The organism is Lewinella sp. LCG006 (assembly GCF_040784935.1).
GTDB lineage: Bacteria > Bacteroidota > Bacteroidia > Chitinophagales > Saprospiraceae > Lewinella.
The window spans coordinates 3,860,794-3,884,958 of record NZ_CP160680.1; the positions used below are offsets into that span (position 1 = coordinate 3,860,794).

The 24,165-nt window shown below is 47.3% G+C and carries 22 protein-coding genes; 14 read left to right on the plus strand and 8 right to left on the minus strand.

What is annotated here, in order from left to right; genetic code table 11:
* Positions 1-508: 508 nt before the first annotated feature.
* The 3 genes from AB0L18_RS13940 to AB0L18_RS13950 all read right to left on the minus strand — a co-directional run bounded on the left by AB0L18_RS13940 (position 509) and on the right by AB0L18_RS13950 (position 5,335).
* Positions 509-3,811 (minus strand): WD40/YVTN/BNR-like repeat-containing protein, encoded by a 3,303-nt coding sequence (locus AB0L18_RS13940; RefSeq protein WP_367387913.1) that lies wholly within the window; start codon positions 3,809-3,811, stop codon positions 509-511.
* Between the two features lie 470 nt (positions 3,812-4,281).
* On the minus strand, positions 4,282-4,668 hold the full coding sequence (locus AB0L18_RS13945; RefSeq protein ID WP_367387914.1) for an SET domain-containing protein: 387 nt from the start codon (positions 4,666-4,668) through the stop codon (positions 4,282-4,284).
* Between the two features lie 178 nt (positions 4,669-4,846).
* Complete coding sequence (locus AB0L18_RS13950; RefSeq protein WP_367387915.1) at positions 4,847-5,335, minus strand: acetyl-CoA carboxylase biotin carboxyl carrier protein subunit; 489 nt, start codon at positions 5,333-5,335, stop codon at positions 4,847-4,849.
* Between the two features lie 82 nt (positions 5,336-5,417).
* On the opposite strand from AB0L18_RS13950, the gene AB0L18_RS13955 reads away from it, so the two are divergent.
* From AB0L18_RS13955 to AB0L18_RS13975, 5 genes are all read left to right on the plus strand, one after another.
* The gene (locus AB0L18_RS13955; RefSeq protein WP_367387916.1) at positions 5,418-5,780 is read left to right on the plus strand and encodes a hypothetical protein; all 363 of its coding nucleotides are present in this window, start codon (positions 5,418-5,420) and stop codon (positions 5,778-5,780) included.
* Between the two features lie 15 nt (positions 5,781-5,795).
* Positions 5,796-6,821 carry an adenosine deaminase gene (locus AB0L18_RS13960; RefSeq protein WP_367387917.1) on the plus strand — a complete coding sequence of 342 codons (1,026 nt, stop codon included), beginning with the start codon at positions 5,796-5,798 and terminating at the stop codon, positions 6,819-6,821.
* 250 nt (positions 6,822-7,071) lie between these two features.
* Positions 7,072-7,371, plus strand: coding sequence for a hypothetical protein (locus AB0L18_RS13965; protein WP_367387918.1), 300 nt, complete (start codon positions 7,072-7,074; stop codon positions 7,369-7,371).
* Between the two features lie 85 nt (positions 7,372-7,456).
* A complete protein-coding gene (locus tag AB0L18_RS13970; protein ID WP_367387919.1) occupies positions 7,457-7,840 on the plus strand; it encodes a 2TM domain-containing protein in 384 nt (127 codons plus the stop codon).
* A 34-nt stretch (positions 7,841-7,874) separates the two neighbouring features.
* Positions 7,875-8,306: a 2TM domain-containing protein gene (locus AB0L18_RS13975; protein ID WP_367387920.1), complete on the plus strand. Its 432-nt coding sequence runs from the start codon at positions 7,875-7,877 to the stop codon at positions 8,304-8,306.
* A 7-nt stretch (positions 8,307-8,313) separates the two neighbouring features.
* On the opposite strand, the gene AB0L18_RS13980 is transcribed toward AB0L18_RS13975, so the two are convergent.
* The gene (locus AB0L18_RS13980; protein WP_367387921.1) at positions 8,314-9,831 is read right to left on the minus strand and encodes a hypothetical protein; all 1,518 of its coding nucleotides are present in this window, start codon (positions 9,829-9,831) and stop codon (positions 8,314-8,316) included.
* An 86-nt stretch (positions 9,832-9,917) separates the two neighbouring features.
* On the opposite strand from AB0L18_RS13980, the gene AB0L18_RS13985 reads away from it, so the two are divergent.
* The 3 genes from AB0L18_RS13985 (at position 9,918) to AB0L18_RS13995 (ending at position 13,535) form a co-directional block, all read left to right on the plus strand.
* Positions 9,918-10,793, plus strand: coding sequence for an alpha/beta fold hydrolase (locus AB0L18_RS13985; RefSeq protein ID WP_367387922.1), 876 nt, complete (start codon positions 9,918-9,920; stop codon positions 10,791-10,793).
* Between the two features lie 378 nt (positions 10,794-11,171).
* A complete protein-coding gene (locus AB0L18_RS13990; RefSeq protein WP_367387923.1) occupies positions 11,172-11,819 on the plus strand; it encodes an RNA polymerase sigma factor in 648 nt (215 codons plus the stop codon).
* Between the two features lie 27 nt (positions 11,820-11,846).
* Positions 11,847-13,535, plus strand: a complete 1,689-nt coding sequence (locus AB0L18_RS13995) for a hypothetical protein (protein WP_367387924.1) — start codon at positions 11,847-11,849, stop codon at positions 13,533-13,535.
* Between the two features lie 34 nt (positions 13,536-13,569).
* Here the strand turns inward: AB0L18_RS13995 and AB0L18_RS14000 are convergent, their stop codons facing one another.
* Positions 13,570-14,685 (minus strand): CaiB/BaiF CoA transferase family protein, encoded by a 1,116-nt coding sequence (locus AB0L18_RS14000; protein WP_367387925.1) that lies wholly within the window; start codon positions 14,683-14,685, stop codon positions 13,570-13,572.
* Positions 14,686-14,794: 109 nt separating this feature from the next.
* Here AB0L18_RS14000 and AB0L18_RS14005 point away from each other — a divergent pair, with 109 nt between their 5' ends.
* From AB0L18_RS14005 to AB0L18_RS14020, 4 genes are all read left to right on the plus strand, one after another.
* Positions 14,795-16,087, plus strand: a complete 1,293-nt coding sequence (locus AB0L18_RS14005) for a hypothetical protein (RefSeq protein WP_367387926.1) — start codon at positions 14,795-14,797, stop codon at positions 16,085-16,087.
* Positions 16,088-16,183: 96 nt separating this feature from the next.
* On the plus strand, positions 16,184-16,594 hold the full coding sequence (locus AB0L18_RS14010) for a hypothetical protein (protein WP_367387927.1): 411 nt from the start codon (positions 16,184-16,186) through the stop codon (positions 16,592-16,594).
* Positions 16,595-16,620: 26 nt separating this feature from the next.
* On the plus strand, positions 16,621-17,919 hold the full coding sequence (locus AB0L18_RS14015; RefSeq protein ID WP_367387928.1) for an amidohydrolase: 1,299 nt from the start codon (positions 16,621-16,623) through the stop codon (positions 17,917-17,919).
* A gap of 146 nt (positions 17,920-18,065) precedes the next feature.
* Positions 18,066-18,812 (plus strand): EI24 domain-containing protein, encoded by a 747-nt coding sequence (locus AB0L18_RS14020; RefSeq protein WP_367387929.1) that lies wholly within the window; start codon positions 18,066-18,068, stop codon positions 18,810-18,812.
* Here AB0L18_RS14020 and AB0L18_RS14025 read toward each other — a convergent pair.
* From AB0L18_RS14025 to AB0L18_RS14035, 3 genes are all read right to left on the minus strand, one after another.
* Positions 18,809-20,137, minus strand: coding sequence for an ATP-binding protein (locus AB0L18_RS14025; RefSeq protein ID WP_367387930.1), 1,329 nt, complete (start codon positions 20,135-20,137; stop codon positions 18,809-18,811). The genes AB0L18_RS14020 and AB0L18_RS14025 overlap by 4 nt on opposite strands.
* Before the next feature lie 196 nt (positions 20,138-20,333).
* Positions 20,334-21,203 carry an arsenite methyltransferase gene (gene arsM / locus AB0L18_RS14030; RefSeq protein ID WP_367387931.1) on the minus strand — a complete coding sequence of 290 codons (870 nt, stop codon included), beginning with the start codon at positions 21,201-21,203 and terminating at the stop codon, positions 20,334-20,336.
* Positions 21,204-21,224: 21 nt separating this feature from the next.
* The gene (locus AB0L18_RS14035; RefSeq protein ID WP_367387932.1) at positions 21,225-21,551 is read right to left on the minus strand and encodes an ArsR/SmtB family transcription factor; all 327 of its coding nucleotides are present in this window, start codon (positions 21,549-21,551) and stop codon (positions 21,225-21,227) included.
* A 147-nt stretch (positions 21,552-21,698) separates the two neighbouring features.
* Between AB0L18_RS14035 and hemL the strand changes: the two genes are divergently transcribed.
* Entirely contained in the window at positions 21,699-23,009 is a 1,311-nt protein-coding gene (gene hemL, locus AB0L18_RS14040; RefSeq protein WP_367387933.1) for a glutamate-1-semialdehyde 2,1-aminomutase, read from the plus strand.
* Between the two features lie 545 nt (positions 23,010-23,554).
* Positions 23,555-24,031 (plus strand): AsnC family protein, encoded by a 477-nt coding sequence (locus tag AB0L18_RS14045; protein WP_367387934.1) that lies wholly within the window; start codon positions 23,555-23,557, stop codon positions 24,029-24,031.
* Positions 24,032-24,165 lie beyond the last annotated feature (134 nt).

Sequence of the window (24,165 nt, forward strand, 5' to 3'; positions counted from 1 at the left end):
CAAGGTTGTTTTTTTGTTTTGTGCGTGCGTAGTGCAGAGTGCGGTAATACTTCCGACCTCCCACTTCCCACTTCCGACTTCCGGCCTTGAGCGTTAGGTGGTACTTTTACACCCTTACACTTTTCCAACTTTTACACCTTTTCGGGTGCGTAGTGCAGAGTGCGGCAATACTTCCGACCTCCCACTTCCGATTTCCGACTTCGGACTTCCGGCCTTGAGCGTTAGGTGGTACTTTTACACCCTTACACTTTTCCAACTTTTACACCTTTTCGGGTGCGTAGTGCAGAGTGCGGTAATACTTCCGACCTCCCACTTCCGACTTCCGACTTCGGACTTCCGGCCTTGAGCGTTAGGTGGTACTTTTACACCCTTACACTTTTCCAACTTTTACACCTTTTCGGGTGCCTAGTGCAGAGTGCGGCAATACTTCCGACCTCCCACTTCCGATTTCCGACTTCTAGTGCGGTGCGTAGAGACATTGCATTACAACGTCTCTACGACAACATCTCTACTGTCCGCTCCACTCCGGCCAGCGGCCAGGGGTATACGGTGCATTATTCATTTCAATTTGTTTCTCCAGGGCAGTTATTTCGTTGGCGATCAACTTCAATTCCTGAAGGACTGGGCCAAACTGCTTGGCGGCAATACGATAGGCATCCAGGTACACCTGCGTTGGTGCCGAGGTTACATCCCAAAGACCGTATTCACAGCGACCAATGCGTTCGCCAATACTTGGTGGTGTCTCAAACTGGTGCCGCGCGAGGGTTCGGTCTCCGTTCATTTTGCGGCTGAGTTCGCTGAGCTGCTGCTTGAGTTCACTGGCTTTAGCCAAAAGCCCCTCTGGAGCCGCGGGCATATCAAGAATGGCGGACTGGATGTGGTTGAGGTTTCTAGATAATTCCCTTTGGATGTCACTAGCTGCACTGAAGGCTTTACGTATATCGGCCACCTTGCGAACAAAAGCATCGTATTCCGCCCAATCCGTTTCCGGCATAGAGGATTGATTGAGATAGTTGAGGTCGAAACTGACGGGCTCCGTGAGTGGGCTGACTTCGCCATTTTCAAATTTACTTAACGCAACGGTGTACGTTCCCGGCATGGCCAAGTGCCCCAATTCAGCAGAACCAAATAGAACATCAGGCGCAGGAGTGTACCTACCCACGACTGGCGCGGGGGTATTGTGGCGCATGTCCCAAGTGAGGCGCTTGAGGCCTTTGGTGGCGGGAGCCTTTAGGTGGCGAACTACCTCTCCCTGAGCATTGCGGATGGTGAAAATCAGATAGGGATCTTCTTCGGCATCCTCCTGCCGCAGCTGGTCCAGGGTAGGGTAGGGGTCATCTTTGCTTTCCTTTTCTTTTTCTTGCCGTTGTTTTTCAAGGGTTTGAATGCTTTCTTTTAAGTAATAAGTAAATACGGCACCGGGTTTGGGGTTTGGAGTTGTGAAATAGCTACTTCCCAAGTGACCTTTGTCCCGTAGACCAATATCGGTACGCTCTACATATAGCAAGGCATCTTTTACAGAGAAGATATGAGTATCTTTGGCCAGTGCCTCTGCTGTGATTTCCCGTAAAGGGCTGTAGTCATCCAACACGTAGAAGCCACGACCAAAAGTGCCCAGTACCAAGTCATTCTCCCGTTTTTGAATCTCCATATCTCTTACGCCTACTGTTGGTAATCCCGCTTTAAGCGGAATCCAATGCTTGCCAGCATCAGGACTGAAGAATGCCCCAAATTCGGTGCCGCAGAATAGCAGATTAGGCTGAACATGGTCTTCCGCAATGGTGTATACACTGCCGCGTTCGGGCAAGGTGGCGTGGATCGGTGTCCAGGTTTTTCCAGCATCGGTGGTTTTGAAAAGATAAGGCTTGAAATCTCCGTATCGGTGATGGTTGAACGCCGCGTAAGCCGTGTTCTTATTGTGCTGTGAAGCAATGATTTGATTGACGTAAGTCATTTCCGGTACACCGGCAATACTTGCTATCTTCTGCCAGTTTTTTCCGCCGTCGGTCGTCAGGTGCATGAGGCCATCATCGGTTCCAACCCAAAGCATATTCTCATCGATACTACTTTCGGCAATTGTCGTCAGCTGGCCGAAGATATCAGTAGAGCCGTTTTTGGAGATCGCATCAACACTCCACACCTGATCCATTACCTTGAGGGTGTTACGATTAATCTGCGCAGAAAGGTCGGGGCTGATGACTTGCCAGGAGTCGCCCTGGTCGTCGGTGCGGAACAGTTTATTGGCACCAAAGTAAAGTCTTTTGTGGTTGTGGCTGGAGATCAGTAATGGGGCATCCCAGTTCCAGCGAAGGGCGGGTTCGTTTTCCCCTTCCATCGGTTTGATGTAGTAGTATTCTCCGTTGCCCCGGTCGTAGCGGCTCAAAGCACCGTACTGCGCTTGCGCGTAGATGATGTTGGGATTGGTGGGGTCTACCTGGGTTTCAAAACCATCACCAGTAGAGGTCACAAACCAGTCGGCATTGACAATTCCGTTCATGCTGGTGGTACGGCTGGGGCCGCCCAGGCTGAGGTTGTCTTGGGTGCCGCCGTGAATATTGTAAAACGGCGTAGCGTTATCGGTAGCTACTTTGTAGAATTGGGTTACCGGCAGGTTGGACTTGAAATGCCAGGTGCCAGCCAGGTCCCAGGTTTCGTACACGCCTCCGTCGCAACCCACGAGCAAGTGGTTGGTATTGTCGGGGTCAATCCAGATGGCGTGGTTGTCGATGTGCTTGTTGAGTTCCCCCAGGTTGCGGGTGGTTTTGCCACCGTCGTCACTGATCTGGTAGTAGGTGTCGGTAATGTAAATGCGATCTACATCTACTGGGTCACAGGTCAGTTCCTGGTAATAGTTGCCGCTGGTGTAGGTGCCACTTTGCTTACTCCAGCTAGCGCCCGCATCATCAGTGCGGTAAATACCTCCTTTTTTATCATCAGCTTCCACAACCGCATATAGCACATTGGGGTTGACGGGAGAAATATCCAGCCCAATCCGGCCCACATCTCCTCCGGGGAGGCCTCCTTTGAGCGGCGTCCAGGTAGCTCCACCGTCGGTGGTTTTGAATAAGCCCGACTCAGGGCCACCACCGATATAGGTGAATACCTTGCGTTGGCGCTGGTGAAAAGCGGCGTACAGTACGTTGGGGTTGCGTGAATCCATGACCAGCTCGTTGCAGCCCGTATATTCGCTGACCTCTTTAACACAAGTCCAGGTGTCCCCACCATCGGTACTTTTGTAGACACCGCGTTCGCCGCCATTGCTCCAAACGGGGCCATAAGCCGCAACCCAGATAATGTCGGAGTTGGTAGGATCGACAATGATGTCGCCGATGTGTTCGGAGCTTTTCAAGCCTTTGTGTTCCCAGCTTTGGCCGCCATCGGTGCTTTTGTATACGCCATCGCCGTAGCCAACGGATCGTTGGTTATTGTTCTCTCCAGACCCCACCCAGACGGTGCTGGGCTGCTGCGGATCAAGGGTGATACAACCAATAGAATAGGAGTTTTGCTGGTCGAAAACAGGGGTAAAGGTTGTGCCGTGGTTGACGGTCTTCCAAACGCCTCCAGATGCGGTAGCAACGTAGTAGACATCTTTATTATCGGGATGCACGGCAAAGTCGGCAATACGCCCGGAAGTAACCGCTGGGCCTACCGAACGAAAAGCGAGCGCGGAATAGGTGCTGGATTGTAGATGAAGCGGAGTTTCTTCTTTGGCCGGAGCCGGATCGTTTTGTTTTTTGCGTTGGGCAAAGGCTTGACCACAGAGAACAAAGCTGAGGAATAGAAGCAGGAAAATACTTTTGTTGCTAGGCATAAGTTGGTTGATTTGGCGACTGAATTTGATTGACCACAAAAATTCTTAGAAAAGGTGGGTTTTTCGGAATCGAAAAATAGTGAAAATCATAGACCTAAGGAAGTGACGTGGATGCCTTGGAACGAAAGGGGGGAATTCTGCTGTGAAAAAGGGTTTCTTTTGAACCACTAAGGGCACTTAAAGGGTGGTTTTTTTTGAACCATACGAGGGATTATAAAGGAATTTAAGAGAGGCGATAGACAGGGGAAATTCACGAATTTGCCCGACATGCGAATTTGCTCGACGTACACATTTGTTTAACACAAAACGGAATTTTACGTACATATCGAAGCCGACAGTATTTTCCTGGCGCATAACATGGGCTCCATTGATGGTGTAGGCTTTGATAGCTTCCGCAAGGCTCAGGTTTTGAGGGTCTCTGGTGACGGCATTCTGAATACCAATAAATGGATTCAATGCACTTACAGCCCTTACTTCTCTTTAAACCACAGCTCCGTCTGGTGAAATTCGCCGTCGGTATAATTGATGGTGACTTCTTCGCCGGGCTGGATGTCTCGCAAGGCAATGATTTCGATGGTGTTCATCTCTAGGTCCATCTCGTAGTCAGCATTCGCTTTAGAGGAGTGGTTGTACAGCGAACCAAAACCCAGCGCAATAGCGGATTCCCCCTCGTCGCCCCAAAGGAAATAATAATCATGCAGTCTGGTCTGATGGATAAGAGCGGTATCCTCTTCCGAAAGCACTAAGACCGGGCAGGACTCGATATGGCTACCTTCTGGAATCTCCTGAGCAGTAAAAATCCCGCGCCCTCGACCCTTGGTCGTTTTGATGTAGAGGAATGGTAATCGGGTGGACATAGGGGGATGCGGAATTATAAGTAAGGAAATAATTAAGTCGGAATTGGGAAATCGGAAGTCGGAAATAGGGAGATACACACAAAGACAGGGGATAGATTCTGCCATTGAATTAAAGTGTGGAAAGTTGCCACTAGCGAATACAAATACTTCCGAATTCCCACTTCCGATTTCCGACTTCTTAAGCCTCCATCTTCACCAACAACTGCCCTTTTTCAACGGCAGCGCCTTTCGAGACAGGAATTTTAGCGATAACGCCATCGGCGACGGCTTTGATGACGTTTTCCATCTTCATGGCTTCGAGGATGAGAATAGGTTGTCCGGCGGCGACGCTGTCTCCTGCTTTGGCCATTACTTGCAGTACCAGCCCTGGCATGGGTGCCATAATGTCGGCCACTACAGTAGTGTTGATTGCACCCAAGCCGAGACGTTCCACCATCTGATCATAGGCATCGGCTAACTTGATCTCGTATTTGCTGCCATTGATTTTGATGGTAAATAGTTTACGCTGGAAATTGCGACTAACGAGTTCTGCACGGTAGGATTTGCCATTGGAGAGGATATGAAAATTACGCTCATCAATGGGCGTGAAATCCAGTTGGTCGATTTCATCACTGTTAAACTCGAAACGGCCATTGACTTTAGCACTGATGTCTTCCAGATGTTTCATGGTTGGGCAGTTGTTAATTGTTCTCCCCAAAAGTAACATTATTGTTTTAGAAAAATCTAAAAAAGCAGCTTACCTTTAACGGATGCGAAACCTACTCTATCTTTTTGGCCTGGTCTTAATGGCGGTGCTGTTACACCAGTTTTTACCCTGGTACGCTATTGTTATTGCGGGCTTGCTGTTTGGTGCTTTTGCGCCGGTAACTTCTTCGGGGAAGGCATTTGCCTATGGCCTTTTAGCTGGAGCTATTGTCTGGGGCTTTTACAGTGGTTTTCTTAATTACAACAATGACAGTATTCTGGCCACTCGCATTGGCAATATGTTTGGTGGCCTCAGTGCTTGGAGCATGGTGGTCATTACAGCGCTAGTGGGAGGTATATTTGGAGGACTGGGGAGTATCACTGGCTTTTGGGGTAGAGAGTTGTTTGATAAACAAAACAGCCGCTAAAAAAAGCTACATTTCATGGATTCATCTGAACTGAAAAGCATCATCCAAGGCATTCCCAAGGCAGAACTTCACCTACACATTGAAGGAAGTTTTGAGCCCGAACTCATGTTCGAAATAGCCCATAGAAATAATATAGCCCTGGATTATGATTCCGTCGAATCATTAAAGAAAGCCTACCAGTTTAATAACCTTCAAGAATTTTTAGATATCTATTATACTGGTGCACAGGTATTGCTCCATGAGAAAGATTTTTTCGACTTGACCTGGGCGTACCTCACCAAAGTGCATCGCCAAAATGTGGTTCATGTGGAGGTGTTTTTTGATCCGCAAACGCATACGGATCGGGGAGTTGCGTTTGAGGTTGTCATCAATGGTATCCATCGAGCATTAGAAAAAGCTAAAGAGGAATTAAATATTTCCTACCAACTCATCATGTCTTATTTGCGGCATTTGAGCGAAGAGGCGGCATTTGAAACGCTTGAGTCATCACTGCCTTTCAAGGATTGGATCGATGGTGTAGGCTTGGATTCCTCTGAAATGGGCAATCCTCCCAGCAAATTTGCCAAAGTGTTTCAAGCATCCGCAAGCCATGGTTACAAATTAGTGGCGCATGCTGGCGAAGAAGGCCCCGCTGCATATATCTGGGAAGCACTCGACCTTTTGAAGGTGGTGAGAATAGACCATGGCAACCGTTGCTTAGATGACGCAGCACTGGTTCAGCGCATTGTTGAACAAAACATACCGCTGACCTTATGCCCACTGAGTAATGTAGCTCTCAAAGTCATTCAAAAGATGGAGGAGCATCCTGTCGCAAAAATGCTCGACAAAGGAATTTTAGCCACTATCCATTCAGACGACCCCGCTTATTTCGGCGGCTATATGAATGAGAATTATTACGAAACGGCTAAAGCCTTAAACCTAACTAAGGATCAATTGATGCAATTGTCCATCAATGCCTTCGAAGCGAGCTGGTTGAGTCCTGAGGTAAAAGAAAAACACATTGCTCAAGTGAAAGACTATTTTAGAGCGTCTTCAAAATAGGTTATCTCAAGGCTTGACCATCAACCATTCTGAAAGTCGGAAGTCGGAAGTGGGAAGTCGGACATTGCCATCAAACCATCAACCACCAACAAACAACCATCAACCATCAACAAACGCCCGAACAAACAAACCCTCCAACCCTTACACCCATCCAACCAATTCAGTAGCCTTTTTCCTCAGTTCAGTCGAAAAAAGTAGCCCGTAGGTACCTTTTTAGGCCATCTTTGAAGCAAATCAAAAACATTCAGAGATGAAAGCTTGTCATAATTCTTATCAAGGCGATGAAAGCCGCGAGGCAAAATTCCGTAAAAGTCTACGTTCTTTCTTTGGCTACAATTTCGTTATCTTTATCCTGATGATCTTGGGGATGGGTGGTGTTTTCCTGTGGAAAATCAGTGTGATCTGGGGTGCTATTCTGGCCTTTAAAGGTTATGGCATTTATGGTAGTGAAGAGCGTGAAACACGCAGCTTTACCACCGAAGAAGAACCTACCCGTGAGCAATATGGCCGCCCAAAACGCCCACAGTGGAAAGATAAAGACTTGGTGTAAGTAACCGTCGAATCATTGATGATGTGATGAGCATATCTTCTGCATTCGACCAGTACTAACCAGCTATTGTAATACCAATTTCGCAATGAACGAAGACCAACAGTTTGAGCAAGCGCGGCGCCGCGTCAAAGAGAAGAAAGCTTTTTATACTCACCTTACGACCTATCTCGTCATAGGTGGGTTTTTCTTCACCCTGAATATGCTTACCAGTCCTAGGACGTGGTGGTTTTACTGGCCCATGTTGGGCTGGGGAATTGGCGTAGCTATCCAGTATTTCAAGGTGTTCGGCCTGCCTGGTAGCGGCATAGGTTCAAAAGAATGGGAGGAACGCGAGTTGGAAAAAGAAATGAAACGACTTAATCCTAACCGAAAAAAAGCCGGGTTGGACTTGGATAGCCATCTCGAATTGCGAGAGCTGGATGCCAACCCGCAAAAAGAAGCTTCCTACCGTAAGGATGACTTGGTTTAATAGTCGTATATTAGAGGTTCAGAATTCCCGACTTATGAGACGAAACAGAAGAAACGAGCCGGAACACGTCCGGCAGGCCCGCCGCAAGGTGCGTTCCAAAAAGTGGTTCTTTCGCCACTTTTCCATCTATTTGGCTGCCAGCTTTTTCTTCTTTAGTATGAATTTGCTGGATGGTATCCATGATCCATGGTTTTTGTATCCGGTCATTTCCTGGGGTACTTTGGTAGCCATCCAATACCTATGGACTTTTGGTATGCCTTTCACCAAAGCAGGCACCCGTGAATGGGAGGAACGTGAATTGGCGCGGGAGTTGGCCAAAGCTGGTGTCCATTATGAAGAGGAACCCCTGCCACCAGCGCAGCAATTAATGTCAAGCACCGTTAATATCGACGATCACCTTGATTTGAAGGAGGTCAGCAAAGAAAAATTAGCGGAACCTATTTATCGGAACGATGATTTGGTGTAGCCTCTCCTTATCTTAAATACTTCAACAGTACATCCGCCCGGTGATCTAAATACGGATCAGTGGGCGATTCTTGTCGGCCCTGCTCAATGAAATTGAGTGCCTGGCGGAAGTCGTTTTGGCGATAGTAATAATTCGAAGCAGCCAAGTAAGCGGTTAATACCCAAGAGTTGTAGCGGGGTGTTCGGCTGCTGGATGTAGCCAATCGTTTGAAATCGTCCAAATATTCAAGGCCTTTAATACGGTCATCTTGATCAAAGTAGTAGCGTACCTTTTCGGCTTGGTACATCAAGTGATGATCCACAAAGATCGGATTGGTGGTCAGAAAGGGATACTTCCGGCTATAGATCACAATCTGTTCCAGGCCTGGCTCAAAGGCCCGCTCTTTGCGCAATGACCATACCAGCATACCCGCCAGCACTTCATGGATCGCAGTGTTATTGGGTTGGTAGCGATAGAGGCTATCCATATAGTTCATCACACTGGTGGTGTTGCCCTGCTGGGCGTACATTCGTGCGCTCTGTAAGTAATAGATTTCCCGCAGCTGGCCCAGCGCTCCCGGATAGTTCTTGAAACGTTGCTGAAATGCCATATAGGTGGAGTCGATCATCCAGCTATTGGGAGTTGGATGATCTCGAAGCAGATCGTTGAAGCGGTGGATAAGTTGTCCTTGCCAGGGCGCTCCCGGGCTGCGCTCCCAGATCTTCCACAGATAGTCTAGTGAGGTGGTCGTTTTAGTGTCTTCGGTAGCGAGCTGCAACCAAATGGCTCGCTGTAAAACTTCTTGCACGGGCCAGGGATGGAGCTGCCGTGCTAAATAGAGCCAGTCGAGTGAAGCGGCCCAAGCCCGATCGGTGTACGCACGTAAAGCTTGCCGATAGTATAAAAAACTGGCGAGCTGCCGCAGCGTCAGCTGTTGGTCACCGCCTAAATAATACCGATTAAAAAGCTGGTCGGGAGAATGGTTCCACTCTGCGTCAGGAATGTAACCAATGCTACGAAGGACTTCAAGGTAGGCACTCTGAAACTGACGTTCTTTCTCTGCGTTGGGTTTTTCTGCTCCTTTTACACTAATCCGTTCGGTGTTTTTACCCAAGTCTACTAAAATAGAAACCTCCGTACCTTGTACTTGCAGGAGGTAAGGCAGCCCCAGGTATTCGAGTGTCAGCGCATAGACGGCCGAAGCCGTGGTCTGATCATACTGGCCTTGCGTAAAGAAAAATTGTATTTTAGAAAAAGGTTGATGTTTTTTTAGAAACTGTTCGCCCATTGCTTCCTTCAGCATGGCAAGGGCTTTGTGGGGTTTCTTTTTGCGGATATTTTGCGCTTCTAGCTGGGTGAGCATCTCGTTGAGGCGCTCCTTGGCGTAAGCGCGAACAGACTGTTCCTGAAGGCCCGTGCCCGGAAGCAGGAGTTGCAACTGTTGGTCCAGTTCCGCCGAGTGATCAGCAGCCGTTGGCTTAGCGTGTGCAGCAGTCAGCGTACTGCAAAAAAGGAGAATAAAGAGTAGTGTGGATAGTTGCTTCATCTAGATTTGGGACCCCCCGTTGGTTACGATTGCTCGAAATTACGGATATTAGCTATTGATTAGGTTCTTCTGCAAACATACAAATTATGACTTTCACAGAATGGCATACCACCGGTCAATATTTCAATTACCGGCAGCAGAAAATATTTTACCAACAGGTAGGGAGTGGTCCGGTACTGGTCTTATTACATGGTTTTCCTACTGCGAGTTGGGACTGGCACAAGGTATGGCCTTTACTGGCGGAGCATTATACCCTTATTGCACCTGATTTTGTTGGTTTTGGCTGGTCGGATAAACCGAGGAAATATCGCTATTCGCTGATGGATCAGGCGGATTTGGTGGAAGCTTTGCTGCGGGAAAAGGGTATTCCACATTACCATCTGTTGGCCCATGATTACGGAGCCACGGTGGCACAGGAACTGCTGGCGCGGCACTATGAGCGAAAGGAGGAGCAAAGCTGGGACGGACATGCTGAGCTGTTGTCTTTATGTTTTCTCAACGGAGGCATTTTCCCAGGGACGCATCATCCTCGGCCTATCCAAAACGCGCTGGCCAGTCCACTGGGGATATTGCTTACACCGCTTTTGAGCAAGGCCAAGTTGCGCAGAAATTTCAGTGCCATCTTTGGGTCAGCCACCCAGGCTACGGAGCAGGAGGTAGATGAATTTTATCAACTGATTCAGCACAAAAATGGCAAGTACTTGTTTCACCGCCTCATCCGCTACATGCGAGAACGGGAAGTGCACGAAGCCCGCTGGGTAGGCGCTACCGTGCGCGGAGAACTACCACAGCGGTTCATCAATGGGGTGTATGATCCCATCTCCGGTGGGCACGTCGCCGATTATTACGAAAAGACGGTCGCTAACGCTGACGTGGTACGGCTGCCCGAAATTGGTCACTATCCGCAAACGGAAGCGCCAGCGGCGGTGGTGGAGGGATATTGGGCCTTTCGGGGAGTTTGAACCATTAAAGGCCCCACCGTTTTGAACCATATAAGTATTATAAGGGGATTTACACAGGGCAAATTCACGAATTTACCCTGCGAAGACGTAATATTGCGGACACCCCGAAGCCGACGCCGAATAAATATAGTGTTAGACGTGCCTCCCGATAGTTCAGATATGGTCTATCGGAGCGCAGGCCTTTAAGCCGGAACGCGGACCCCCACGAGGATTGTAACTGCTCCGCTCCGTAGGGGAGGGTTTCAAACCCGCCCCTACGGAGCGGAGCAGCGCGGCGGAAGGCACGGCCCCAAAAAAAATACTTCCCGAAAAACTGTTACTTTCGAACCTCGTTTGCATTATGCTGATGAATGAAAGATCAAAACCCAGAGCATCGGGATGTTTAGTATCTTGCAGACGAGTAGCGTCGCGTTGCGTCGCGACAATACTAAAACGGTCAATAACAGGTTCATGACGGAACCCCAAAAGACGGTGTCGGCAGCGGCTATGGAAGCCGAGTGGCTTGAAGTTCAGGCTGCGCAAGCTAATCCTGCGCGTTTCCGACCTTTATACGAACGTTATTACGAATCCATCTACCGTTTCGCCTATCGGCGTACTAGCGATTCCGATCTCTCGGCTGATCTTTCTTCTCAAGTGTTTTTGAAAGCTTTGCAGCGTCTTAGCGGCTACGAATATCGAGGTGTACCTTTTTCGGCCTGGTTGTTCCGTATTGCAAGTAACGAAATTGCCCAGCATTTTCGCGACTCTCGCAACCAACGAACCGTCAGTGTAGAAGACCATACCTTGGCGGAAGTAGCCGAAGAAATGGAACTGGACGAAGACCTCTGGAAGGTAGAAGACCTGATCGGTGCCCTGGATCAGCTCAAACCCTCAGATATCGAAATTATCGAGTTGAGGTTCTTTGAGCAACGCCCCTTCAAGGAGGTGGCTGAAATTCTGGGGATCACTGAAAGCAATGCCAAGGTAAAGACTTACCGCATTCTAGAACGACTGAAAAAGCACTTAAGCACTAGCCAAACCAAGTGAAATTTTGACCTTTGAGAAGCGTCAGCTATGGAAAGAAACTACAATTTTAAACGAAACCCGGAGGAGCCGAGCAATGAAGACATCCGACAGCGGATGGACTTCGATGCTTTGCTACAGGAGTTTGAAGCCCAGCCAGCGGCCAAAGCCAATGGTGGTGCCCGAATACGTAGGTTGGTTTACCTCAGTACGGCGGTGGCCGCTGCGGTAGCCCTACTGTTGCTGGTGCCTTTTCTGAGTGGCAACAAGCCGCTGAGTCCGGAGGCGTATTTTGCTCAGCAGGATTTCGTTCATATTCCCCTCCCTCAACAAGACCTGCAGGTGCCTTATACCACCGAGGCCGTAGCTGATGCTCATAAGGGTGGTGTGATCGATTACCCCAGTGGATCGCGGCTGGTAATTCCCGCAGCGGCATTTATGAACGATCGCGGCCGATTGGTGGGTGGTGAAGTGGCTATCCATTATCGTGAGCTGCACGACTATATCGATTTCTTTGTTTCCGGCATTCCCTTGGCCTACGATTCGGTAGGTATGCAACGCTACCTGACCTCAGCAGGTATGGTAGAGGTTTATGCAGAACAAAATGGCAAGCGCCTGAAGATGGCCCCTGGTAAGGCTATTCAGGTAGAACTCCGTAGTGAGGTGGTGGTGAAAGATTATTTCAGCCTGCCCAAGTACCACGTTTATCAATTGGATACCGCATCGCGTACCTGGCAGTATCGCAACGTAGACATGCTGCAGTTTGTCGAAGAAGACCTTATAAGTGGTGGCACAAATACCCCGCAACAACGCTGGCAGCGAGAGCTGGGCAACCTGGAAGAAGAATACGAAAAAGCCTTACAGGACTTACAGATGGACTATCCATTGCCTTCTGCACCCGTAGCACCAACCCAAGCCAATGGCAACCGCCCGACTTTGGAGTTGGACTTTACACAGGGAGCACTCGCGCTGGATCCTGAAAGTGATCTACAGCCTGAAGATTTGGCCTACTTGCATGCTGGTACGATTTGGGAGATTGCTCCAGAGTCGCCAGCCGTTGATCCCCGTGCGTTTCGCGTAAGCTGGGAAACGGTAAAACTTCGCCGATTGAATGCCCAACGCTTTGAATTGACCTTACAGCACCGGGATAATCAAGAAACATTGATCGTCGCTCCTGTACTTTTAGGTGCCAACTACCAGAAAGCACTGGCTAAATATCAGCAGGAACTAGCTGCTTATGATGCCATGGTTACCCTACGAGAAGAACAAGTTGGTAGCGAACGTGAACGCCTACAGATACAGTTTTCTGAGCGTAGAGAAGCATTGAAAGAACGCCTGGAACAAGAGTTTCAGAGCCAACCCGGTGAACTTCGCCGTCAGGTAGTCAATCGTTTTGTGGTTAGTGAATTTGGGGTGTGGAACTGTGCTCAAACCATCGACGCCCCCTCTACGGTACAAGGTGTACAATACCGTACGAAGGAAGGGCAGACCATTGAAAATATGACGGCCTACGTCGTCAACCGGGAGTACAATACGGTCTTCAGGTACCTGGCTTCCAGCACAGCTCCGATCGGCATTGAACCCGCTTCAGACAACCTCCTCTGGGTGGTAGATGAACGAGGAGAGATTTCTCGCATTGAGCTAAAGCAACTTTATGACGATGGCGCGGAGCTGGTGTTAGAAACAGTTACCCCGCCCGTGAAGAGTCGGGCAGACTTGCGCAAAGCACTCGAGTTTTAGGTGGTGGTTGATAAAATTTGAAAGCACGAAATATCTAATATTTCGTGCTTTCTTGTTTTGGAGGACTACAATTCAAAAGTTCGAACACCACGCTTTTTACGCATTGGATGGGAGTGCCACTTTCGTCAAAAGTATTGACCAGGAGTGCTTGGGCCAGTGGTTGTGCAAAAACATCCGGCACATCCCTTACCGCGCCTGCGGGGATATGGTGGTTTTGAAACAAGGTCAACAGTTCTTTTCGGGTAGTAAAAGTGCCGATACGTTCCTGAAGCAGGGGGATCAACTCGGAACGATATTTTACCCGCTGAGCATTGGTCGCGAAGCGCTCATCGCTCACTAATGGTGCAATCTTCAAGACTTCACAGAGCTTTTTCCAGTGGGCCTCTACACCTACTGCCAAGACCAACTCCTGACCATCCGCCGTGCGGAAAAGATCGCCGTAAGGGGCAATGTTGGGGTGCTGACTGCCCAGGCGCTGGGGCGCAAAACCGGCAATTAGCCAGTTGGTGGCCTGGTTGGCGAGGCTGGCTAGTGCAGCAGCGTAGAGACTAGTGCTCACTTTGCTTCCTTGCCCCGTTTGTGCTCGCTGGAGCAGAGCCAGCAAGATACCTTCCTTGAGCTGATGAGCAGCAAGAATATCAATGAGGGCCACAGGCATCTTCACCGGTGGGCGGTCTGGTTCACCGGTAAGGTAAAGAAATCCACTTTCGGCTTGAAGCACAACATCAAAAGCCAAACGAGGATCATCAGCACCAAAGCCCGTAAGTTCGGCGTAAATAATTTTCGGATTCAAGCTTTTCAGGCTTTCATAATCCATCTGCAGTTTTTCAGCAGCTCCGGGGCGGTAGTTGACAATGACGATGTCCGCCGCCCGAATCAATGCTTCTACTTGCTCACGTCCCTCTTCCTCTTTCAGGTCAACAAATAAGGTCTTTTTTCCAAAATTTATACTTTGGTAGTAAGCAGAGTCAGTTTTTTCAGCGGCTTCGGTAGGTGCTTTCCAGCGGCGGGTAACATCGCCACCCGTAGCAGCATTTTCAATTTTGATGACCTCGGCACCAAGTTCCGCAAAGAACAAACCCACTGCTGGTCCGGCTAATACACTTGCGAGTTCTACTACTTTAAGACCCTGGAAAAACTGATTTTGCATCTTTTATTATTTTTATCTTGGTGCTCGTGGTGGTGCTCGTGGTGGTGTTCGCTTCGCTCACGGTGGTGCTCACTACCGCGAGCGAAGCGAGTACCAAAAACAAAAAACAATGCAAGATAAACAACAGTCGTGGTTAGAGCGGCTTTCTATGGAAAGTTGGCAGGCAGAGATGGTGATTTCCGGGGTCGCGATTTTTGGGTCTTTTCAGTTGTTTGATGGTGTGAGCAGCTTGATTGACTGGCTCTACTTTCGACTGCCGGGGAGTTTTATGTACGTTGCCTACTTTTTGTGTTTTTATCTTTTTATAGCCGTAGCTATGTTGAGTATGAGCTTTTTGGGCCACTTTGTGGTGCGATCCATCTGGATAGCGTCCATTGGTTTAGAGAGTGTTTATCCGGAGATTCGCCGAGAAAATGCGACCTATTCGCCTCATTTTATGGATCAATTTTTGCGGCGATTCCCCAGTTTTAAGGGATTCAACGAAGAGTTGGACCGTATAGGGAGTTCTATTCTGGCTTATGCCCTGATGTTGGTAATGGTTTTTATAGGTATAGGTTGTTTGATTGGCTTGGCTTTGCTGCTGGGAACAATGACGGCGATGTTTACTACCGAAGAATTAGGACTTAACGTATCGCTGGGTTTATTGGGCATCGCTGTTGTCGTCATTTTTTTCAATGCGATTTTGAATAGTAAAGCTTTACAAAACCGTCCCTGGGTGCAGAAGATACATTTTCCATTGACCATTGGGATTAGCTATCTTTTTGCCAATGTGTTTTTTCGTCCTCATTCGTACCTGAGTTTCATTATTCGTACCAATCTAGATCCCAAGCGTTACTGGAAGTTTATGATCATGATTGTGATTGGCGTCACCATTATTTCAGGTAGTGTTTTTCAGCGTACAAATCTGGTAGCGTTGCTGGACGATGTTTATTTGCGCTTTGACCAGCGGACGGATCGTTTGTACAGCGGCAACTATTTGGATGAATCGGCAGGTCAGGAACTGGCTTTTATCCGCCCGCAGATTCCTTCCATGGTGATCCATTCCGCGGCCGAATTAACACTTTTTTTACCCTTGCCAGAACGGGAAGAAAGAAAGATCTTTTTGAGGTGTTCTGAAAAAGAACCCGCTGATATGGAGGATCGTGATGAAGCGCGTAATGCTACTTATGCGTATCGATTATCCTGTTATAAAGAACAGATAAAAGTAGCTATTGATGACCAAGCTGTGGAGTACGTTGTTAAAGTATATATTCACCCTCATGATGCAGAGCCGGGCTTGCAATATTTTTTCCCCAACCTGGATTTGTTACCTGGAGAACATCAGATTATCATTCAGCACCTTGCTATTGAGGGAGCGCAAGAAAAAACAGATCGTATTCCATTTATTTACCTGCCTAAGTAATAGTCGCTTATTAGGTTTAAATAATTTGTTAATCCTTGTTTTACTAAACATATTTTCCTAAATTTATTTTCAATTTTTCTCGCGACTAAATTGGGGATGAAAGATTTTTTTCTACAACGACTCTTGCAGCGTCTGGAAAAAGACGGTAATGACGACCTGGCCCTCATCATGGAGTTTGGGGCTAACAGTTATTCTACCCAAGAATTAAGTAATATTCTGCAGCAGGTAGGTGACCAAAAGGAAATAGCCGGCCGTTGGCAGCATCGCTTGTTTTTAGTCGGTTTTAGTGTTTCCTTCTGGATTGCTACCTCCTTTATCGCCGCCGCTTGTCAGGCGCAATTAATAAGTTTTCTCCTCCTCGCCATGGTACCTGTTTCTTTGCTGTTAGCCCTTGGTGGGCATTTTTATTTACGGCGTAGGTTTCCTGCTTATCGGAATATCCATCTGGTAGCTTCGATTATACAACAAGAATTGGATCGGCGTAAAAAAGACGCATCTATTTTCTAACTTGTCAGGAAATAATCTTGACTAGTATGAAAAATCTTTTAGCAATAGGCTTTTGCCTGTTTGCATTCACACTCCTAGGCCAGGGCGAATTCCAGGCACTTGTACACGAGCAGGCTGCTCAATTAGAAGAAAAGGTAATTGAATGGCGCCGTTATCTGCACGAGCACCCCGAATTGAGTAATCGGGAATTTGAAACAGCAGCGATGGTGGCTAAGCATCTTACTAGCTTGGGGATGGAGGTACGCACCAAGGTGGGCCTCACTGGTGTGGTAGGAATTCTTCGGGGCGGTAAGCCCGGAAAAACAGTCGCATTGCGTGCGGATATGGACGCCCTTCCCGTCACCGAGCGCGTCGATGTCCCTTTTGCAAGTAAAGTAAGAACGACTTTTTTAGGCCAGGAAACGGGGGTGATGCACGCCTGTGGCCACGATACCCACGTAGCCATGCTGATGGGTGCTGCTGAAATTTTGGCAGGCATGAAAGCGGAGGTACCGGGTACGGTGGTCTTTATCTTCCAACCAGCAGAAGAGGGTGCTCCTCCGGGAGAAGAGGGAGGCGCAGAGCTGATGGTGAAAGAAGGGGTACTGAAAGATCCTGCGGTGGATGCTATTTTTGGTATTCATATCAACTCAGAGACGCCCGTAGGCGAAGTGAGATTTAAACCTGGTGGTGCACTGGCGGCCGTCAATCGTATGGTCATCCGCGTAAAGGGTAAACAAACCCACGGTTCTACTCCTTGGACGGGCGTTGACCCCGTGACCATCTCTGCTCAAATTATTCTAGGCTTACAAACGATTGTGAGCCGCCAAACGGAATTGACCAAAGAGGCTGCTGTCATCAGTATCGGTAAAATCACGGGTGGGGTGCGCAGCAATATTATTCCGGAAGAAGTAGAAATGATCGGCACCATCCGCACCCTGGATCCAGAAATGCAACGAGAAATCCACGAACGTATTCGTCGCACCGTCACCCATATCGCCGAAGCATCCGGTGCCACGGCCGAGGTAGAGATAGAAAGAGGCTATCCTGTTACGTACAATGATCCAGAGTTGACGAGCATGATGGGCAAAACCATGCAGGCCGTTGCAGGGGTAGATAATGTGATTTTGACGCGGGCACGCACGGGCGCCGAAGATTTTTCTTTTTACGCGGAGGAAATTCCTGGCCTTTTTGTTTTCCTTGGCGGAATGCCTGCTGGGCAAGATCCTTCCCAGGCGGCACCACACCACACGCCCGATTTCTACATTGATGAATCAGGATTACAGTTAGGTGTGGAGCTTTACGCTAATTTTGCACTCGACTATTTACTGTTGACTAAGGAGTAAATTCTATCGGAAAAATAAGGCCTTTAGGCGGATCAATTTGCCCTTATGGCCTTACTTTTTCATCTTGAAGGTTATTAAAACTGGCCTTTCGGCTAAAATGTCGAAAGGCCAGTTGAGATTGTAAAACATTTTACAAGCGTTTCACCATGCAAAGTTTTCTAACCGGAGCGACCTCCTACCTGAAAGGACTTCAACTTATCGCCAAGCACCGTCTTTGGCTCTATTTCTGGATGCCGGTATTGCTGAGTCTGGTATTTGGGGTACTGGTGTTGCAAACCGCTTGGGGAGTAAGTGATGACCTTGGTGGATGGTTGATTTCTTTTTATCCTTTTGAATGGGGAAAAAACACCTTCGAGAAAATTGCTACCGTAACGGGAGGTGTGAGCTTGGTTGCATTTACGTTGCTAATCTTTAGATATATCATCATGGCGGTAGCAGCGCCATTTATGAGTATTTTATCAGAGCGGTTAGAGCAAAAGATGTATCCTCATCTGCCAAAGACAAATTTCAGTTTACCTAAAATGCTAAGTGACCTCATACGAGGAGTGAGGATCGCATTGCGTAATGTCATTCGGGAGGTTGTCATTACTTTACTGCTTTTGGTTTTGGGTATTATTTTGCCGATCATAAGTCCGCTGGTGCCCATTATGATTATTCTGGTACAAGCCTATTATGCAGGATTTGGCAATTTTGATTATACCCTGGAGCGGCGCATGGGGGTGAGGGAAAGTGTTCGTTTTGTAAAAAATAATCGGACCCTCGCTATTGGCAATGGGATTGTTTTCGTCGTCTTGTTGATGACGATAGTAGGTTTTCTTTTTGCTTTGCCATTGGGCACAGCTGCGGGAGCCGTAGTTACTTTGGAAAAGTTAGAGGGGAATCCTGAAAACTAAAAGGTAGGGGGGTGTAGTGAGAATGAAAAAGTAGTACCGTAACCGAGACCTTTGGAGTTGACACTGATTTCGCCGCCATGTTTTTCGATAATCCGGCGACAAAGACTCAACCCCAAGCCGTTTCCTTCAAAATCTTCTTTATTATTCAAACGGGTAAATAACTTGAAAATACTATCGGCATATTGAGGCTCTATTCCGATGCCATTGTCTTGGAACTTAAAATGATATAGCTCTCCTATTTTTGTGAAAGTCAAACTAATCGACGGAGCATGATTTGGTCGGTGGAATTTGATCGCATTGGCAATCAGGTTTTGAAAGAATTGAGCCAGTAAGGTTTCAAAACCAGCGACAATAGGAAGATAAGGATAGCAAATGGTCGCTTGGGTATCTGCGATTACTACAGAAAGATTTCTTTTTACATTTTCCAATACACTATTTAAGTCTACTGCCGTTAAATCATGGTTCGTATCACTAATCTTTGCATAATCCAATAAGCCATTTAGAAGTTGTTCCATTCTACGAGCAGCATCGATGGCGAAGTCAAGGTACTCCTCTGTTTCTTCTTTTGGTATATGCTCTTTTCGCCGTTTGATTAAACTCAAAAAGCTGGCAATGGTACGTACTGGTTCTTTAAGATCATGAGAAGCTGCATGGGCATATTGTTCCAAATCTTTATTGGATCTGCGTAAATCCAGGACCAATCTTCGGAGCTTACTGGTTCGGCTTTCCACCAGTTCTTCCAACTTTAATCGGTATTGATGAAGCTTTTCTTGGGCTTGCGCATGGCTTATCCTGCTGGCAGACATGGCTGCTACGGTTTCCAGAAGATACAAATCGTCGTTGGTGAAAAAATTGCGTTCCGGGTGTTCAGAATCAATAACGCCAATAACTTTCCCGTCGAGGATGATCGGGACAGCCAATTCAGAAAAACGCAAAGCATCATCAAAAATATACCGAGAATCAGTGCTGGTATCTTTGATGATAATAGACTTTCCACTTTGCGCAACGTACCCTACAATACCTTTACCAAAAGGGATCTCCAGGCAATTGATAATTTCGTGTGCTGCCGGATTTTTTTCGCCGTGAGCAGCCTTCTGTACCAGTACCTGTCGGTCTTCATCTAAGAGATAAACCACACAATCAACAAAGCCAAGTTTAGCAATTACATTGGTCGTAATAGACCAGATGATTTCTTCAACAGTGTTTTGGCGTAATAAAGAAGTTGCAAAATTGTTGATAATCGTTAAGTGTCGCTCCTTTTTTCGCAGGAACGCTAATTGATGCTGAAGCGCAGTATTCGATTGATTATCAGAATGCTCTTCCAATTGCTTGTGGTGTTTAACGTTAGTACTATATACGTGAAGTTAAGAAAAGTAATGCTTAATATTTTTTTCTATCTATGAAAATAGCCGATCTAACCAGAAGGTTAAATCGGCTGTTTTATCAGATAAATGCAGTCTCTATCGTAAGGTGAATTCATTGATTTACCAGAAAATAGGACATCATTTAGCAATGAACGCTTTATTTCTCGCCATAAACAGTAATACTGTAGATGCCGAAATCTTTGCTGAAGGCAGCTATTTCAGTAGCATTCAGGTGGTGAGCAAGCACTTCTTCCGGGAGGACAATTGGTTTCTTTTTCTGTACTTGCAAGTGCTTAAAGCCTTGTTGACGAAGTAAACCCAGATAGTCTTCGTATTGAATCGCACCAGCAACACATCCCGCATACATTTCTGCATCCTTTTGAAGTGCTGGAGGTAAATCCCCTTCCAATACAATGTCGGAAATACTAAAATGACCACCGGTCTTGAGGATACGGTGCGTTTCCGCAAAGGCCTTTGTTTTATTGGGCACTAGGTTGAAAACACAGTTGCTGACGACCACATCAGCTGTTTCCGCAGGCAGTGGAATGCTCTCAATGTCCCCTTTTATAAAAGACACATTGTTGTACCCCAGGGCAAGGGTGTTTTTTCTAGCTTTCATCAGCATGTCATCCGTAAAATCTACGCCAATCACTTGTCCGCTTGGCCCTGTTTCGGAGCGTGCTACAAAGCAGTCGTTACCCGCTCCTGACCCCAAATCGACGACTACATCTCCTGCTTTGATCTTGGCAAACTCCGTGGGCAGGCCACATCCCAACTTCAGGTCGGCATCGGGGGCATAACCCGCTAGTTCGTCGTACTCATCGGCCATGATGCTGTAGTCCATGGTTTGGTCGCCGCAGCAACCGCCACCAGCTGCCCGGCGCGCGATAGCACCATACTTTTCTTGTACCAGTGCCTTGAGTTCTGTAGCCGATTTGTTGGTGTTGTCCTCCGTGCAGCAATCACTGGCACAGCAGTTGTTATCGGCGAGCGGTAGGCTGGCCGTGGTTTCATGCTTGTTTTCCATTGTTAATGGTATTGTGCTGTTCTAACAGCAGGTTGGTGTGAGAATATTGCTAATGAATTGATGTAAAAGTGGACTCATCTTTTCAAGGTACTCCACATTAAGGCAATAACAGGATTTTACGCCCTCTACTTCTCCCTTGATCAAGCCCGCTTCTTTCAAGGCTTTTAGATGTTGGGAAACGGTAGCTTGAGACAAAGGCATTACTTCGACGATCTCGCCACAGATACAACTTTGTTTTTGTGCTAAGGTCTGTAAAATCGCAATCCGTGCCGGATGGCCCATTGCTTTCGCTAAAGCCGCCAATGCTTGTACCTCTTCCGGAAAGACATCTGATTTGTTAATTGCCATTTGTTTTATTTTATATCGCAAATATACGATTAATCATTGTGCTTGTCAATACTTCCTCAAAAAAAATCTTTGATCAAACCCTGACAATCCTTCTGCGCTAGACCTCCGTTGAAAATTTTACCTTTGCGGCAGCAAAAAATAGCAAGCATGGAGTTTACCAACCGCATTAACCGTTCCGCATCAGCGGCCTTGTTCGAAGAAGCGAAACAATATTTCCCAGGAGGCGTCAATTCACCAGTACGGGCTTTTAAGTCGGTATCTGGTCCACCGCTGTTTATCCGTGAAGGAAATGGTTGTCGCATGACGGATGAGGACGGCAATACTTTCCTGGATTTTTGCTGTTCTTGGGGCCCGCTTATACATGGCCACAACAATGATCGCATCCGCGAATTTGTTATAGAAACCCTGAGTAAAGGCACTTCTTTTGGTACACCGAACCGGATGGGCAACCAATTAGGTAAGCTCATCCTGGAGCACCATTCCTTTATCGAAAAGATTAGATTTGTCAGCTCGGGCACCGAAGCCGTGATGTCGGCTATTCGCCTCGCACGTGGTGTGACCGGTAAGAACAAGGTCCTCAAATTTGAAGGCTGTTATCATGGGCACGTTGATAGTTTGTTGGTAAAAGCAGGCTCTGGGCTGGCTACTTTTGGTACCTCTACCTCTGCTGGTGTCCCTGAATCTTTTGCGCGAGAAACCCTGGTGATTCCTCTTAATGACCGCGATGCACTTGAGCAGACCCTCAGTGAGCACGCGCACGATATTGCCTGTATCATTGTTGAGCCCGTGCCCGCCAACAATGGCCTGCTGCTACAGGAACAGAGCTTTCTGGAATGCCTTCGGCTCAAAGCCTATAAGCACAATGTGCTGCTTATTTTCGATGAGGTCATTTCTGGTTTCAGAGTAGGCTTCGAAGGTGCGGCAGGGTATTACGGCATTCAGCCTGATATTATGACTTTCGGGAAAATCATTGGCGGCGGATTCCCCGTTGGCGCTTATGCGGCCAGTGCCGACATCATGTCACACATCGCACCCGAGGGACCTGTCTACCAAGCGGGTACTTTATCGGCCAATCCCGTCGCGATGGCGGGCGGTTACGCTGCTTTAGAGCAATGTCTGGCAGATGGTTTTTACGAAGCCATGGCCAACAAGACCACTCATTTCGTAGCGGGCATCCAGGCACATTGCGACAAAAACGGCTATGAAGTCAATATACCTCACATCGGATCTATCTTTTGGGTGGCTTTTAGCCGTGAGCAAATCCGTGCCGCCAGCGAAATTGATCCGGCCAGTATGGACAAGTTCAAAGTACTTCACCATGAGCTTTTACAACGAGGGGTATATCTCGGGCCTTCCGGCTATGAGGTAGGCTTCGTCAGCGCTGCTCACACCACAGAAGATCTCGAAGAAGCCAGTGCTCATATTTGTGCAGCACTTGATGTAGTGTTTGGTGGTTAAAACAGGCTATTGGTTGGAGCGTTTGATTGTTAGGGGAGTAAGGGGGCCGTTTACGGAAGAGTGTTCAAAATTGTGTGCCATCCCTTCGGCACGTGCAGATATGCCTGCCAACAAGCTGGTCTTGCAGGCAGAGCCTGTCTGCAGCAGATAGGCTGCAGAGGCCACAGATGTTTTTTTGTTACTGGTTATCAGTGTTTTAGCAATTATTTCGTCACGCACCCATTAATGACCAGTCTCCAGAAGAGGGAAGTCAGAAACGATTTGGATCCGTAAGCCAAAAACCTTTACACTTTTACACCCTTACACTTTTCCAACCAACCATCACCCCCCGCAACCTTCAAACTATCCAACCATTATGTAGTAGTCTTGTAGTAGTATTGTAATAGCCAAAATCCATTGTAGTAGTCTTGATGTAGTAATAAATAGTAAAGGTGTCTAAATAAAGAATAATATTGTGCTTGAGCTAGTGCGTGCAAAATACTAAGCTGTAAATCTTTTTCATCAATTGCTTTTCTTTCATTTGTATGGTGCTTTATTCCTGACGTATGATATTATCAACTATTAGCATCGCCGCTGATTATTGGCCCTTGATTTTAGGCTTGGCGTTATTGTTGACAGTGATGTTTTTGTACTTAAGGAAAAAGATGATTCAAACAAGGGAAAAGCAAAAAGAGCTGATTGAAAAAATTGCTGCATTAGAAGAAAAAATAGCTAAGCAATCCGCCGAAATACCTACGGGGAAAAAAAGCGAAATACGCTTGGTTAAAGAGGAAATTGAAAAGGCAATTGATACAAAACTGGGTGCTTCCTCCTGGGATATACTCAACCTCCTGATCGAAAATCCATCTACAAGTAACAAGGAGATTGCTGAAAAAGTCTCTTTGAGCGTAGAGGGTGTAAGTTCGTCCTTGAGAAGAATGTACGTTTCCTTTGGGGTGAAAACCGCTAATAATAAACGAATTGCGCTGGTGATGAAGGCTTTGGAGCTTTCGGAAGTTCCTATAGATAAGGAACAATCCTGACCCAGCATGGGAACGTTTGCAAGGGTTCGTTTTCGAAATTATGAACGGTCGACCGTGCAAATGATAGTCAAATAAGAATTATCAAGCTTTGCTTGGTAAAAAGCTAAGCTCTTGCGCTTATTTTAGTGCGTTTT